Origin of the sequence: Pseudomonas sp. KCJK9016 (assembly GCF_046231795.1) — a bacterium.
Taxonomy (GTDB): Bacteria; Pseudomonadota; Gammaproteobacteria; order Pseudomonadales; family Pseudomonadaceae; genus Aquipseudomonas; species Aquipseudomonas bananamidigenes.
In genome coordinates this window covers 26,289-41,634 of sequence record NZ_JBJJMM010000004.1, presented here as the reverse complement: position 1 = coordinate 41,634, position 15,346 = coordinate 26,289, and the positions used below count along the sequence as shown (strand labels likewise).

Annotated in this window: 12 protein-coding genes; 2 read left to right on the top strand and 10 right to left on the bottom strand. The window is 60.2% G+C overall.

Translation table 11 applies throughout. From position 1 onward, the window contains the following. The first annotated feature begins 169 nt into the window (after window positions 1–169). The gene (locus ACK6BI_RS04710; protein ID WP_085732829.1) at window positions 170–613 is read left to right on the top strand and encodes a pilin; all 444 of its coding nucleotides are present in this window, start codon (window positions 170–172) and stop codon (window positions 611–613) included. Between the two features lie 299 nt (window positions 614–912). Beyond that, window positions 913–1,269: a BON domain-containing protein gene (locus tag ACK6BI_RS04705; RefSeq protein ID WP_409316177.1), complete on the top strand. Its 357-nt coding sequence runs from the start codon at window positions 913–915 to the stop codon at window positions 1,267–1,269. Window positions 1,270–1,437: 168 nt separating this feature from the next. On the opposite strand, the gene ACK6BI_RS04700 is transcribed toward ACK6BI_RS04705, so the two are convergent. From ACK6BI_RS04700 to ACK6BI_RS04655, 10 genes are all read right to left on the bottom strand, one after another. Beyond that, window positions 1,438–1,734 carry a DUF2845 domain-containing protein gene (locus ACK6BI_RS04700; protein WP_409316176.1) on the bottom strand — a complete coding sequence of 99 codons (297 nt, stop codon included), beginning with the start codon at window positions 1,732–1,734 and terminating at the stop codon, window positions 1,438–1,440. Then, window positions 1,734–4,685, bottom strand: a complete 2,952-nt coding sequence (locus tag ACK6BI_RS04695; protein WP_409316175.1) for a DUF748 domain-containing protein — start codon at window positions 4,683–4,685, stop codon at window positions 1,734–1,736. Before ACK6BI_RS04695 ends, ACK6BI_RS04700 begins: the two co-directional genes overlap by 1 nt. Window positions 4,686–4,794: 109 nt before the next feature. Then, complete coding sequence (locus ACK6BI_RS04690; protein ID WP_409316174.1) at window positions 4,795–5,811, bottom strand: class I SAM-dependent rRNA methyltransferase; 1,017 nt, start codon at window positions 5,809–5,811, stop codon at window positions 4,795–4,797. 54 nt (window positions 5,812–5,865) lie between these two features. Further along, window positions 5,866–6,735, bottom strand: coding sequence for an oxygenase MpaB family protein (locus ACK6BI_RS04685; protein WP_409316173.1), 870 nt, complete (start codon window positions 6,733–6,735; stop codon window positions 5,866–5,868). A gap of 50 nt (window positions 6,736–6,785) precedes the next feature. Continuing rightward, window positions 6,786–8,723, bottom strand: coding sequence for an acetate--CoA ligase (gene acs, locus ACK6BI_RS04680; RefSeq protein ID WP_409316172.1), 1,938 nt, complete (start codon window positions 8,721–8,723; stop codon window positions 6,786–6,788). Between the two features lie 114 nt (window positions 8,724–8,837). Then, a complete protein-coding gene (gene pgi / locus ACK6BI_RS04675) occupies window positions 8,838–10,502 on the bottom strand; it encodes a glucose-6-phosphate isomerase (protein WP_409316171.1) in 1,665 nt (554 codons plus the stop codon). Window positions 10,503–10,860: 358 nt separating this feature from the next. Continuing rightward, entirely contained in the window at window positions 10,861–11,721 is an 861-nt protein-coding gene (panC, locus tag ACK6BI_RS04670) for a pantoate--beta-alanine ligase (RefSeq protein WP_409316170.1), read from the bottom strand. Further along, on the bottom strand, window positions 11,718–12,518 hold the full coding sequence (gene panB / locus ACK6BI_RS04665) for a 3-methyl-2-oxobutanoate hydroxymethyltransferase (protein WP_065261588.1): 801 nt from the start codon (window positions 12,516–12,518) through the stop codon (window positions 11,718–11,720). The genes panC and panB overlap by 4 nt, the downstream gene beginning before the upstream one ends. A 320-nt stretch (window positions 12,519–12,838) precedes the next feature. After that, entirely contained in the window at window positions 12,839–13,324 is a 486-nt protein-coding gene (gene folK, locus ACK6BI_RS04660; RefSeq protein ID WP_409316169.1) for a 2-amino-4-hydroxy-6-hydroxymethyldihydropteridine diphosphokinase, read from the bottom strand. Window positions 13,325–13,327: 3 nt separating this feature from the next. Next, entirely contained in the window at window positions 13,328–14,716 is a 1,389-nt protein-coding gene (locus ACK6BI_RS04655; protein ID WP_409316168.1) for a polynucleotide adenylyltransferase PcnB, read from the bottom strand. Window positions 14,717–15,346 lie beyond the last annotated feature (630 nt).

Here is a 15,346-nt window from a genome sequence, read left to right as displayed (position 1 = left end):
ACCGCCTCGGTGCAGGTGACAAAAAGTGTCAGATAGTGCGGTTGCAGGTTGTAGGAAACACCTCGCATGTGTGGTGAGGCCCAGCGTGCAGGGCTTTCAGCGTTTTGGCACGGGCTGTGCTGATACCTGTTCAGATCATGAGATTCCGACTCATGCATGGAGGAAGTCTATGAAAAAACAACAGGGTTTCACTTTGATCGAGCTGCTGATCGTCGTGGCGATCATCGGCATCCTGGCAACCATCGCGCTGCCGCAATACACCAAGTACCAGGCACGGTCGAAGGTGACGGCAGGGCTGGCGGAAATCAGTGCGCTGAAGGTGCCGTTCGAGGACACCATCAATCAAGGTACTGATCCGACACTGACGCTGGTGACCGGTAACGCCTCCTACTCGACAACCAACTGCGGCACCGTGACGGCGTCGGGCACTGCATCCTCAGGTGCCGGCACCATCGTTTGCACGCTGGCCAACGCGCCGGCTCCCGTGCTGGGCAAAACCATCACGCTGACCCGCTCCGGGGGTGCAACGGGTAATACAGCCGGCGTCTGGAGCTGCGCTTCGACAGTCAACCCGGACTATGCCCCTAAAGGCTGCCCGGGCAGCGGTACTTGATCGCAGGGTGCCGAATCGTGAAATGCCCCGCTTTGCGGGGCATTTTCTTTTGTCCGGTATTTCTCAAAAGCTTCAATCTTTTCAGAGCGTTAGGAACTTTCCGGAAAGCTGCAACTTGCATGTAGATAATTCGATGGTCATGCAAATTGCATGATTCCGAAAATTTCGGATTCTCTTAATTAATTGATTTATAAGGATTTATTTGTTTTCTGAAAGTTGGCACAGCCTTCGCAACATACCCGGTAACCCTGCTGACAAGACACGCAGCAGACTTTCCAGAAAAAACAGGAGTTACTCGTATGAAGAAGTTCGCTATCACTGCCGCTGCTGCTACCGCGCTGACCCTGACCATGGCCACCGGCGCATTCGCACAATCCACCCAGGCAACCCAGGCTCCAATGACTCTGGCTGCCGGTGAAATGACCAAGGCGAAAGAAGCCACTTCCGACACCTGGATCACCACCAAAGTCAAAAGCGACCTGCTTACCGAAAAAGGCATTCCAGGCACTGACATCAAAGTGGAAACCAACAAAGGCGTTGTGTCTCTGTCCTCCACTGTTGCAGTGACAGAAGCCCAGAAAAAAATGGCTGTAGACATCGCCAAAAAAATCAAGGGCGTCAAAGCGGTCTCCGCTGACGGCCTGAAAGCCGAGTAAGGCAAGACTTCTCGCCTGGACCGGGAGAAGACGCGACAGGCGGGCCGAGCAATACGTCTGCCGCACTTTAGAGTTCATGCGAACGGCCACAGGGAATGTGGCCATCACAGGCCCTGGCATTCGTGTCGGGGCCTGTTCTATTTCAGGGACTGGAAAAGTGCAGAGAAGTCAGTCGCCGCGTTTGCTATTGATCTGCCGCAGTCGATTGCCCTCGAAGCGCAGGTATTGATACATGCCGTTGCTCGGGCCGTAGGTCCATTCCTCGACCTGAAACTCTTCACGACGATTGGCGCTGCGCTTGTAACCCAGCACGTCACGGCTGACCGGTTCACCGCATTTCTGCAGCACCTCGCTGGCGCGATCACCGAGGCTGACCAACTGGCTGCCACAGCGTAGGGTATCGGATGCCGAAGCGTGGCTGGCGACGAGCGCCAGCGCCATTGCGGCCAGCCATTGTTTGTTCATCACTCGGCGTCCAGATGCATTTGTGTCACCACGCGACCGTCGCTTTGCGCTTCACCCAGATTGGCGTCGATGAAGTACACGCGGTCGTCCGCCAGTTGGCCCTTGTCCACCAGATAGTCCTTGATGCTGCTGGCACGGTCCTGACCGAGCTGGCGCAGCAACACATCGCTGGAACTCCAGAACTTGATCACGTCCGCACGCATTTTCGCGGTGCGCTCTTCCTTGCCCAGATCTTTCCATTCCGCCGGCGGCTGGGTTTTCAGGCGGGTGCGGTAGATGCCTTCGAGCAACGGGCCTTTTTCATTGTCCGGCACCTGGATCATCGAGGCCTGGGCCGGCACCTTGTCGCCTCGGCGTTGGAGCATCTTGTAGTAGTTGTACTGGTATTCGCGTTCCAGACGCTGTTCGGCAAGCAACGGGCCGTCGCTGCTTTGGGCGGCAGTGCCTTCGATTTCCAGACGCAGGGCCGGACGCTCCTTCAGCGCTTGCGACAGCTTCACCAGCGCCGCTTCGGCATCCTTGTTCAGTTCACTGGAGCCCGGGGCGAAGGACACGGTGCCCAGATCTTCCGACCCGCCGCCGCTGACCAGCCCGCCAATCAGTTTGAACGGCGCGGCAGCGGCCTTGACGATCAGATTGCGCAGGGTCTGCCAGACAATCGGCATCACGCTGAATTGCGGGTTGTTGAGGTCGCCGGTGACCGGCAGCTCGATGGAAATCTTGCCGTCCACGTCCTTGAGCAGGGCTATCGCCAGCTTCAGCGGCAGGCTCACGGCATCCGGGCTGTCGACTTTCTCACCCAGTTGCAGTTGCTCGACCACCACCTTGTTCTCGGCCTTGAGCTGGCCCTTGGTGATCAGGTAGTGCAGGTCGAGATTGAGTCGGCCCTTGCGGATCCGGTAACCGGCGAATTTGCCGGAGTAGGGTGTCAGGGTGGTCAGCTCGACCCGTCTGAAGCTGGTGGCGATATCGAGGCTGGCCATCGGGTCGAACGGATTGACCGCGCCCTTGATGGTCACCGGCGCATAACGGTCGACCTTGCCCTTGACGTCGACGCTGGCAGGTTTCGCCTGACGGCTGTCGATGGTGCCGATCTGGCCGTTGAGCTGCTGGATCGCGGTGGCGAAGTTCGGCGTCAGGCTGAAGTCGGCGAAGTTGGCCGAGCCGTCATTGATGACGATGCCGCCAATGTGAATGCCCAGCGGTTTCGAATTGCCGGCAGGTTTCGCCGCTGCGGTTTTCGTTCCGGAATCGGCAGGTTGCGGGATGAGCAAATCGTCGATGTTGGTGGTGCGGTCATCGTTGATCATGAAGCGCGCATACGGCTGGAACAGGTTGATCCTGTCGATCGACAGGCTGTCGCCATGCTGATAGTTCAGGCCTTCGACCACCACCTGCTGCCACTTGAGGAAGTCTCGGGTTTTCAGGGTGTCGAGGGTGTGCAACTGATCGACCTGGGCGCGACCGGTAACACCGAGAGCCAGCGGCTCGGTGCTTTTCAGGTTCACTTTCAGGTCGCTGCCGAGCATGCCGCTGCGCAGTTCCAGGCGAATGAACGGATTGATGTAGGACTGCGCGACCCGCAGGTCGATGTCCTGGGTCTTCACATTGAGCTGGGCGGTGACCGGCGCCAGGTTGACCACGCCGTCGGCGTTGATCTTGCCTTGTTTGCCCAGGCCAGCGTCGAGTTTGACGTTGAAGGGGGAGCCGTTGAGGCTGTCGAAATTCTGCAGATCGATGTTCAGCGGCGTGACATCCAGCGCGACTTCAGGCTTTGCCGAGCGGTCGGCCAGATGCACTTTGTAGTCACGCAGTTGCACGTCCTTGAGCAGCACTTGCCAGGGTTTGCCCGGCGCGGTCGGTTCCGTTTTCGGCGAGTCGGCAGCCGCCGGAGTGCTTTTCGGTTCAGCCGCTGCTTTGGCGGCAGGTTTGGAGGGCTGGCCGGCGAACAGTTTCTGCCAGTCCAGTTGCCCGTCCGCTTCGAGGGCAGCCCAGGTTTCGAGTTTCTGGCTGCGGATCTTGCCGACCACCACTTGCTGTTTGGCCAGGTCCACGCTGGTGTCGCTGACGTCGAGACGGTCGAGTCTTGCCAGCGGACGGCCGTCCGGGGCCTTGATCGCAAACGGCGCAACGCTGACCGCCACGTTGCTCAACAGCAGTTCGGTTTCCTTGGACAGGTTGAGCTTGTAGTCGGTACTGAGGCTGACCACACCGTTTTCCAGCACCAGCGGCACCGCGTCGCGCACGTAGGGCCAGAACGCTTTCATCTGGCCATCGGTGACCTTGAGCGTGCCTTCGGAGGCAATCGGAATCAGGCTGAAGTTGCCCTTCCAGTCGATCTGCCCGCCGGCCGGGCCGATGGCGACCAGGGTCATGTCGGCGTTGTCGTCGGGCAGGGTGCTGAGGTTGTTCAGTTCGAAATCGAGTTTGTCGTAGAGAAACTCGATCGGCTCGCTGGGGCGAGCATCCTGGAAGTGCACGTTGCCGCCGGCCAGTTTGATCCGGTCGATACGCAGTGGAAACGGCTTGGCATCCGGATCGGCCGGTGTCGGCTCGCTGACCGGCAGTTTGAACAGACCGAGCAGGTTGAGTTTGCCGTCCTTGGCGAACAGGACTTCGGTCTTCGGTTTGTCCAGTTCGATGTCGGACAGGTGCAGGGCTTTTGTCCACAGGCTGTCGAGTTGCAGGTTGGCATACAGACGTTCGAAACCGACCTGTTCCTTGCCCGGCTCGCCGATGACCAGGCCCCAAAGCGTGACTTCAAGGCTGAACGGATTGAGTTCGATACGCTGGATGTGTGCAGGCAGCGTGGCGTAGTTGGCCAGTTGCTGGTTGGCTACACGCAGCGCAATGCCCGGCAGAATAAGAAACCCCAGCAGGCTGTAGAGGGCCAGAGCGGTCAACAGGGCGCCAATCGCGCGAATCAATCCTTTGGGCATGTGCGGCTTCATCTGTCTGAATCGGAGTGCCTTGGAGTATGGCACGCGATTGCGGTTCCGAAGCAATTGCTCGAGGCCAGGAGCGTCCTGATTTTTCTGTGGGATTTGTCTTGTGCGGGTCTCAGAGCTGGAGAATCAGGGTCTTGAGCGGGGGTTGCCCGTCCATGGACGGGAAGTCCCGGCCCGGTGTCATCACGCTCCATTCGCGTACCGGGCGCCCGGCCTTTTCGGCGCAACGCAGGACCTGGTCGCGCCAGTCGTCCATGCTGACTTTTGCCAGGTTGTTGCAGCAGATCAGTACGCCGTTTTCGGCGGTGGTCAGCAGGGCGGGCTTGAGCAGGCTTTGATAATCGCGCAGCAGATCGACGGTGCCGAACGCGCTTTTGGCCCACGCGGGCGGGTCGAGCAATACGAGATCGTATTGGCGTTGTTCGAGGCGTGGGTAGCTCGGCAGTTTCTGCCCGCGACGCTGACTGATCGGCAGGCCGGCCAACTGGCGGATCGCCGGGAAGTAGTCGGACTGGATGAATGCCATGGTCGGCAGATGCGGATTGAGCAGGCCGTTTTCGCGTCCGACTGCCAGGTTGCCCTCGGCGAAGTCCAGGTTGCACACCTCGCGGGCACCGCCGGCGGCCGCACTGAGACCGACCCCACAGGTGTAGGCGAACAGATTGAGTACGCTTTTGCCCCTGGCGTGGTCCTTGACCCAGCCGCGGGTGTTGCGCAGGTCGAGGAACAGCAGCGGATCCTGCCCGGCATGGCGTCCGCGCACGCGGTAGTTCAGACCCCATTCGTGGCCGACCAGATCGACCAGCGCAGCATCTTCGGCGCGGTAGATGCGATCTTCGCGGTCGATGCGCGAGTTGCCACGGGAGCGGTCGTTGTAGACCAGCAGGGTCTGCATGCCCAGCGTTTCATTCACCGTGGCGTGCAGTTGCAGCAGGTCGGCGAGCTCCAGTGTCTGGTGGAAACTCTGCACCATCAGTTGCGGGCCATAGCGGTCGACGGTCAGTCCGCCGGCACCTTCCTGGCTGCCGTGGAACAGGCGATAGCAATCCGTGCCCTGGCTGTGCAGCTCGGCGAGCAGGTCCTGGCGTTGATCGAGGGCGGCGCGCAGCGCCTGATTCAGGGAAGACATGCTGGCGCCTTGCTGGAGGGAATCGGGGCGCGGGAGTTTAGCAGCTACTGAGCTTCATCTCAGCCCCATCCGCCGTTGGGCCCGTTGTACCGAACCATTGCGCATCGCCCAGCGCAACATTGGTGCGCTGCGTTTGACGCTGGCGCGGATCAGCTGGCGTTGCAGCGGATTTTGCCGGACATCAAGCATGTCGCTGGCCCAGTCCGGCAGCAGGTCGATGCCGGCCTTCATCATCAGGTCGCCAAACGGCCGCGCCAGAACGCTGGGCGCCGGGGCATCGAGCAGCAGGCGCAAGACTTCGCGGCTACGGTCGTCGCATATCAGCTGCGGACGCATGCGTTGCAGGTAATCGGCCACGGCCTGGCGTGACTTCGGCACATCCCGGGCACCCAGGCGCTCGGCAACCACAGCAATTTCCGCGTAGTAACGGTCCTGATCCTTCGGTGACAACTGCGGGTTGCGGTAACGCAAATGGGCGGCGAGAAAGTTGCTGACTTCGGCCACGTGTACCCAGGTCAGCAGATCCGGATCACTGGCCGCATAGGGCCGGCCATCCGGCGCGGTGCCGACCACTTGCAGGTGAATGGTGCGGACTTTCTCGATCAGCCATTCGGCATCACGACGCGATCCAAACGTAGTGCCGGAGACAAACTGACTGGTTCGGCGCAAGCGACCGAGCATGTCCTGGCGAAAATTCGAGTGATCCCAGACGCCGGCCAGCGCCAATGGATGCAGCGCCTGCAACAGCAAGGCACTGATGCCGCCGATCAACATGCTGCTGAAGTCACCGTGCACTTGCCAGCTGATCGAGTCCGGGCCGAACAGGCCGGGATCGCCCTTGGGGTTTTCCAGATCGAGCTGGCCGAGGGACAGACCGGTCAGGCTCATGAGTTGGCTTTCGATACGGCTGCGAATGAATTCCATGGCAACTCGGCAGTGTCGGGCGGCGCGGCCGGTTGACCGCGCCCGTTATTCTACTGGTTAAGTCGTTTGTCGATCAGCCCCTGCACCACGCTGGGGTCGGCCAGAGTCGAAGTATCGCCAAGGCTGTCGAGTTCGTTGCAGGCGATCTTGCGCAGGATCCGGCGCATGATTTTCCCCGAACGGGTTTTCGGCAGGGCCGGGGCCCACTGGATCAGGTCCGGTTTGGCGAAGCTGCCGATCTCTTTGCTGACGTGGGCCAGCAGTTCCTTCTTCAACTCATCGCTGGGTTCGGCGCCGTTCATGGGCGTGACGAAGGCATAGATCCCCTGGCCTTTGACGTCGTGGGGATAACCGACCACGGCAGCCTCGGCGATGCTGTCATGCAGCACCAGTGCGCTCTCGACCTCGGCGGTGCCGATGCGGTGGCCGGAGACATTGATCACGTCGTCGATGCGCCCGGTGATCCAGTAGTCGCCATCCTCGTCGCGGCGGGCGCCGTCGCCGGTGAAGTAATAACCGGGGTAGGGTTTGAAGTAGGTGTCGACCATGCGCTGCGGATCGCCGTAGACGCTGCGGATCTGCGCCGGCCAGCTCGATTTGATCGCCAGCACGCCGCTGCCGGCGCCCTTGATTTCCTTGCCATGCTCGTCAAGCAGCACCGGTTGCACGCCAAACATCGGCCGGGTGGCGCAGCCCGGTTTGATTCGCTGTGCGCTGACCAGCGGGCTGAGCATGATGCCGCCGGTCTCGGTCTGCCACCAGGTATCGACAATCGGGCAGCGCTGTTCGCCGACCATGTTGAAATACCATTCCCACGCTTCCGGGTTGATCGGCTCACCGACGCTGCCGAGCAATCTGAGGCTTTGCCGGGATGTTTCCTGCAACGGACCCGCACCTTCGCGCATCAATGCCCGAAGCGCAGTCGGCGCTGTGTAGAAGATGTTGACCTTGTGCTTGTCGATCACCTGCCAGAACCGCGACGTGCTCGGGTAGCTCGGTACGCCTTCGAAGATCAGCGTGGTCGCGCCGTTGGCCAGCGGGCCATAGACGATGTAGCTGTGGCCGGTGACCCAGCCAACGTCGGCAGTGCACCAGAACACTTCACCATCGCGGTAGTCGAGTACGTACCTGAAGGTCATCGCCGCTTGTAACAAGTAACCGCCGGTGGTGTGCAGCACACCCTTGGGTTTGCCGGTGCTGCCGGAGGTGTAGAGGATGAACAGCGGGTCTTCTGCGTCCATCGGCTCCGGCGGGCAATCGTCGCTGACGTCGCGCATGGCCTGGTGATACCAGAGGTCGCGGCCTTCGACCCAGTCGACCTTGTTCTGCGTGCGTTCGACCACGATAACAGTGCTGACTTTGGGACAGCTTTGCAGCGCCTTGTCGACGTTCTGTTTCAACGGCACGAACTTGCCACCGCGCACGCCTTCGTCGGCGGTGATCACGGTGCGGCAGTCGGCGTCGAGGATACGGTCGCGCAACGAGTCGGGAGAGAAACCGCCGAACACCACCGAGTGAATCGCGCCGATCCGCGCGCAGGCCAGCATGGCGTAGGCCGCCTCGGGAATCATTGGCATATAGATGCACACCCGATCGCCTTTCTTCACACCACGGCTTTTCAGCACATTGGCCAGGCGACAGACGTGGTGATGGAGTTTGTTGTAGGTGATGTGTGTGGATTCGGCGGGATCGTCGCCTTCCCAGACAATGGCGGTCTGGTCGCCACGTTTCTCGAGGTGGCGGTCGATGCAGTTATGACTGACGTTCAGTTTCGCCCCGGCGAACCAGGAAGCCTCGCCGGTTTTCAGGTCATAGCGCTGGACGGTCTGCCACGGGGTGCTCCAGTCGAGGAAGCGTGTGGCCTGATCGGCCCAGAAAGTGCTGGGGTGTTCGATGGATTCGCGGTACAGGCGATGGTAGTCGTCCTGACTCAACTGGGCTGCCCGGCGGACGGCATCGGCTTTGGGGAACATGCTGATATCGAACATGACGGTTCCTTATTCTTGTTGTGCGACAAGGATAAAGATGCGCCGAGAGCGGTGAGGGTTCAATACCTGTAAACAAACACCCCCTCACGGTGAGGGGGTGTGTCAAGGGCTGGATCAGCCGCGGTGACGACCGCGGAAGTAGTTGATCAGACCTTGGGTGGATGCATCTTCGGCGGCGGTTTCCTCGCTGCCGACCAGACGGTTGTAGACGCCCTTGCCCAGTTCCTTGCCCAGCTCCACGCCCCACTGGTCGAAGGCGTTGATGCCCCAGACCACGCTTTGCACGAAGACTTTGTGTTCGTACATCGCCACCAGTGCGCCGAGACGACGCGGGCTGATGCGCTCGACCACCAGGGTGTTGCTCGGACGGTTGCCCGGGATCACCTTGTGCGGTGCCAGTTTCTGCACCTGGTCTTCGCTCATGCCTTTGTCACGCAGTTCGGCTTCGGCTTCCGTCAGTGTCTTGCCGAGCATCAGCGCCTGGCTCTGGGACAGGCAGTTGGCGTACAGCCACTGATGGTGGTCGGATACCGGGTTGAAGCTGACGATCGGCACGATGAAGTCGGCCGGAATCAGTTGGGTGCCCTGGTGCAACAACTGGTGGTAAGCGTGCTGGCCGTTGCAGCCTACGCCGCCCCAGATCACCGGGCCGGTATCGGTGGATACCGGGGTGCCGTCCTGACGCACGCTCTTGCCGTTGGACTCCATGTCCAGCTGCTGCAAGTGCTTGGTGATGTTACGCAGGTAGTGGTCGTACGGCAGGATCGCGTGGCTTTGTGCGCCCCAGAAGTTGCCATACCACACGCCAAGCAGGGCCAACAGGACCGGCATGTTCTGTTCGAATGGCGCGCTCTGGAAATGCTGGTCCATGGTGTAGGCACCGGACAGCAGTTCCTTGAAGTTGGACATGCCGATGGCCAGGGCAATCGGCAGACCGATGGCCGACCACAGCGAGTAACGACCGCCGACCCAGTCCCACATCGGGAAGATGTTCTCTTCGCGGATACCGAATGCCACAGCCGCCGCGTTGTTGCTCGATACGGCGATGAAGTGACGGTACAGCTCGGCTTCCGAACCACCCTGGGCCAGATACCAGGCGCGGGCGGCCTGGGCGTTTTTCAGGGTTTCGAGGGTGTTGAACGACTTCGACGACACGATGAACAGCGTGGTCTCGGCGCGCAGTTTCTGGGTCAGTTCATGGAACTCGCTGCCGTCGATGTTCGCCAGATAATGGCAACGCACGCCTTTCTGGGCGTAGGACAGCAAGGCTTCGGAAACCAATTCGGGGCCGAGGAATGAGCCACCGATGCCGATGTTGACCACGTCGGTGATCGGCTTCTCGGTGTAACCGCGCCACAGGCCGTCGTGGATCTTGCCGACCAGGTCAGTGATCTGGTTCAGCACCTTGTGCACTTCCGGCATCACGTTGACGCCGTTGACCGACAGCTTGTCGCCGACAGGGCGGCGCAGGGCGGTGTGAAGCGCCGGACGGCCTTCGGAAGAGTTGACGATTTCGCCATCGAACAGCGCCTTGATCGCGCCTTTGAGATCGACTTCATTGGCCAGACCCACCAGCAGGTTGCGGGTCTCGGCGTTGATCAGGTTCTTGGAATAATCGAGAAACAGTCCGCAGCTGCTGAGGGTGAACTGAGTGAAGCGCTGCGGATCGGCGTTGAAGGCTTCGCGCATGCTGAAATCCTGCATGGCTTGGCGGTGGTCTTTCAACGCCTGCCAGGCAGGCAGAGCGGTAACGTCATGAGGAGTGCGGTAGTACGCCATCGCTGCGGTTTTCCTTTTTACTTGAACGGCCTTTTGAACACTGAAAGGACCTCCCCGCCATGTTTGGGCGAGGGGGCAACTGCGTCGACACGATTACATTGGCGCAGGGCGAATACAGTAAACCCGACGCGGCGATCTGTCTTGGCTTCTTCTGACCTGTTACCTGTACTTTTTTAACATCGATAACAGGAAAGACCGACAGACGGCGAGTAGTGCGAGCAAGTCCCTCGCTGATCGCGCGCCTCGAACGGCGGGCAGTTTGCACGATGGGGTGGTGGGCAGCAATACGGTCTGGAAGGGGATGTTGCACGAATGAGGGAGCGGACAGGCTTGCTCCCTCATTCGGCTGTTGCGGTGATCAGGCGGGGGTATCGAGATTCAGATGCAGGTTGTCGATCAGTCGTGTAGTGCCGAGGAACGCCGCCGCCAGAATCACCAGATCGCGATCTTCTGCCGTCGCCGGACGCAGGGTCAGGGCGTGGCGGATTTCCAGGTAATCCGGGCGCAGGCCGGCGTCTTCCAGCTGTTGGCGCTTTGCCTGGATCAAGGCCGGGAAGTCGCGCTCACCCTGCTTGATCGACTCGGCGATGCTGCTCAGGGCGCGGTAAACGACTGGTGCCACGGCACGCTGCTGTTCGTTGAGGAAGCCGTTGCGTGATGACAGCGCCAGGCCGTCTGCAGCACGTACGGTCGGCTCGCCGATGATCTGGATCGGCATGTTCAGGTCGTGCACCAGTGCGCGGATCACTGCCAGTTGCTGATAATCCTTCTGACCGAAAATCGCCAGGTCCGGCTGGACCATGTTGAACAGCTTGCTGACGACGGTCGCCACGCCTTCGAAGTGCCCGGGACGACTGGCGCCGCACAGTCCTTCGGAAAGCAGCGGTACGCTGACGCGGGTCTGGCCGGCCATGCCGTCGGGGTACATTTCTTCGACGGTCGGGGCAAACAGCAGAGAGCAGCCGGCTTCCAGCAGCTTTTCCTGATCCGCCGCCAGCGTGCGAGGGTATTTGTCGAGGTCTTCACCGGCGCCGAACTGCAGCGGGTTGACGAAAATGCTCGCGACCACGAAATCCACTCGTTGCCGGGCCTTGGTGATCAGTGCGATGTGGCCGCTGTGCAGGTTGCCCATGGTCGGTACGAAGCCGATGCGCTTGCCTTCGCTGCGGGCGCGGGCTACGGCGGCACGCAGTTCACGTACGGTTTTGACGGTGTTCATGCGGAGAATCCGTGTTCGATCCCGGGGAAAGTGGCGGCTTTGACTTCGTTCACGTAAGCCTTCAGTGCGGACTGGATGCTGTTTTGGTCCTGCATGAAGTTCTTCACGAATTTCGGTACGCGACCACTGATCGACAGACCGAGCATGTCGTGCAGGACCAGTACCTGGCCATCGGTGTCAGTGCCGGCGCCGATGCCGATCACCGGAATTTTCACCGCCTGAGTGATTTCGGCGGCCAGTTCGCTCGGTACGCATTCGAGCAGCAACATCGCGGCGCCCGCCTGCTCCAGAGAGATTGCGTCGGCACGCATCTGGCGCGCCTGGTTTTCGTTACGCCCCTGCACTTTATAGCCACCGAGAATGTTCACGGCTTGCGGAGTCAGGCCCATGTGGGCGCAGACCGGTACGCCGCGTTCGGCCAGCAGGCGGATCGATTCCGCCAGCCACAGCGCACCTTCGACCTTGATCATGTGCGCGCCGGCCTGCATCAGCCTGGCGCTGTTGGTCATGGTCTGTTCGAGGGTGGCATTGGCCATGAACGGCAGGTCGGCCAGGATCAGGGCGTCGGTGTTGCCGCGCTTGACGCAGGCGGTGTGGTAGGCCATTTCCTCGATGGTCACCGGCAGGGTGCTGTCGTGACCTTGCAGGACCATGCCGAGGGAGTCGCCCACCAGCAGCACTTCGACACCGGCCTCGTTGCAGGCGTGGGCGAAGGTCGCGTCATAGCAGGTCAGCATGGTGATCTTTTCACCTTTCTGCTTGAGGCTCTGGAGCGTGGTCAGGGTGATGGCTGGCATGTAAGAAATCCTCGTTCAGGCGCTTTGGAAACTACTGCGAGTAACGCGCGTGATTCGTCATCTATTCAGGCGCACGCTCTTTTGTCGTGCTTATAAGGCCTGGATTGCGCCCTTGTATGCCGGGTTGGCGGCAGCGGGACGCCTATAGTCGTGATGAGGCCTCAGGAAGTCAATTGCATGTGTTACCGCATTGTTACGAGGGGAGTGTTACCGGCGTTACTGATGCGATTCAGCGGGCCGGCGGGCCTGATCTGCGGAAATTTTGTCCTACAGGAAAGCTGAATGCGGGAGCCATGTTGCTCCCGCATCGGCGATTTGGATTAGGCGTGGGAAAGGCGTTCCAGGCCGACGAACGGGCAGGCCGCCAGCAGATCCGTGAGTGTCCGGCCATCGGCCAGGCGCAGACTTTCGGGGGCCAGTTCGGCCAGGGGATACAGGACGAACGCACGCGCCTGCATATGGTAATGCGGGACTTTGAGGCGCGGCTCGTCGATCAGGCGATCACCGAACAGCAGAATGTCCAGATCCAGCGTACGAGGCCCCCAGCGTTCCAGACGTTCGCGACCCTGATCGTTTTCGATGGCTTGCAGGGCGTCGAGCAATTCCAGCGGGGCGAGTGTGCTGTCGAGTGCGGCGACCGCATTGGTGTAACGCGGCTGACCCGGCAGCAGCGAGTCACTCTGGTAAAAGGCAGATACACCGACCAGTGTTGTACCCGGCAGATGTGCCAAGGCATCGACCGCGCTGCGCAATTGTTCGGCGGGGTCAGCCAGATTGCTGCCCATGCCGAGGTAGATTCGTTCCATGCCTTATTCGCCTGAAGCGCCGGCGCGTTTGCGCTTGGCGCCGCCGCTGCGACGACGCTTGCGTGGGGCGCCGGTCCCGTCTTCCTTGCCGCTGAGATCACGGATCATGTCGCGGCGTTCGCTGTCATTGGCGTCCTGATAGTCGGTCCACCATTCGCCCAGACCGTCGGTCTGCTCGCCGGCGCTTTCACGCAGCAGCAGGAAGTCGTAGCCGGCGCGGAAGCGCGGATTGTCCAGCAACAGGTCGGCACGTTTGCCGCTGCGGCGTGGCAGGCGTTCCTGCATGTCCCAGATCTCGCGGATCGGCAGGGTGAAACGTTTTGGAATCGCAATGCGCTGGCATTGTTCGGCGATCAGCTCGTGGGCCGCTTCCTGCATCGCCGGAATCGGCGGCATGCCGCGCTCCTGCAGGCGCAACACGCGAGCCGGCAGGGCTGGCCACAGCAGCGCGGCAAACAGGAACGCCGGGGTCACCGGTTTGTTCTGCTTGATTCGCAGATCGGTGTTGGTCAGTGCCTCGCTGATCAGCGTATGGGTGTATTCCGGGTTGTATTCCAGTGCATCGGAACTGGCCGGAAACAACGGCGCGAACAGTTGCAGGTCAACCAGCATCTCGAAGGTGATGGCGCCGTGCCCGGAAAGGAACAGCTTGAGCACTTCCTCGAACAGTCGCGCCGAAGGAATTTCACGCAGCATCGGTGCCAGATCGCGGATCGGCTGGACGGTGTGTTTTTCAATGCCGAAGTTGAGCTTGGCGGCGAAACGCACGGCACGCAGCATCCGCACCGGGTCTTCCTGATAGCGCTGCTTCGGATCGCCGATGAGGCGGATCAGATGATTGCGGATGTCGTGTACGCCGTTGGCGTAATCGAGGATGCGCTCGCTGACCGGATCGTAATACAAGGCGTTGATGGTGAAGTCGCGGCGTTGCGCATCTTCTTCCAGGGTGCCGTAAACGTTGTCGCGCAGAATGCGCCCGCTCTCGTTGCGCGAGGACTGGTTGCTGTCTTCGTCGTCTTCGTTTTGCGGATGATTGGCGCGGAATGTTGCGACTTCGATGATTTCGCGACCGAAATGGATGTGTACCAGCTTGAAGCGGCGGCCGATGATCCGCGCATTGCGAAATTCGGCACGAACCTGTTCGGGGGTGGCGCTGGTGGCGACGTCGAAGTCTTTGGGTGTGATGCCCAGCAACATGTCTCGCACGCAACCGCCAACCAGATAGGCCTGGTAGCCGGCGCCCTGCAGACGTTCGACGATGTTGACCGCGTATCGGCTGAATTGCGCCTTCTGCAGCGAATGTTGGCCGCTGTTGAGGACTTCAGGCGTGCTACGGATGTGTTGCGTACGACGCCGGGGCGTTCGGAGTGACTGGAACAGCTTCTTCAGCATGGGATGCACTGTTTGAAGGAATGTTCGGCCATACCAGAGAATGGCCGCATGATGGGCGAGGATTCTAGCATTTAGTCAAGGGATGGTGTAGGACACGGCAGATATGAGCTGCAAGCCGCGAGCTGCAAGGGTAAAGCGGGGCGATTTTCGATGATTTTGCGGGGTGGGAAACTACAAGGGGAGCCGAAGCTCCCCGAGAAGTAGTTGCGTGCTCTTTTTATTATTGATTCGGGCTTCTTGTTTTTGTTGAGCGCCCTCGCCATGAAGCTTTTCTTCATGACCCTCCCAATCGGGAGCCAAGAGCAAACGGATTGCTTTGGTCGCTGAATTGCAGTGATCTTTCGATCCAACCAGTACAGGCTCTGTCTTAGGACAGTTTTTTGTTGTTCTCGGCCTGGTCGTGGGGCAAGCCCCAAATACAATGCCTCTCCAAAAGAATCAGTTAGCTGCGCCTCTCGCCGTCTTGTTTTTATTGTGCGTGAGTCGATTCGTCTTGTTTTTATTGTCTTGTGCATTGCTTGTTATTGTTCTTGTACCAGACATATAGCAGGTGCCGTGCCAACTTTGGCGAACCCCAGTAAAACAAGGGGTTAGGTCGATATAACCGTTTTTTTGGGGCGAAAAAAAGCC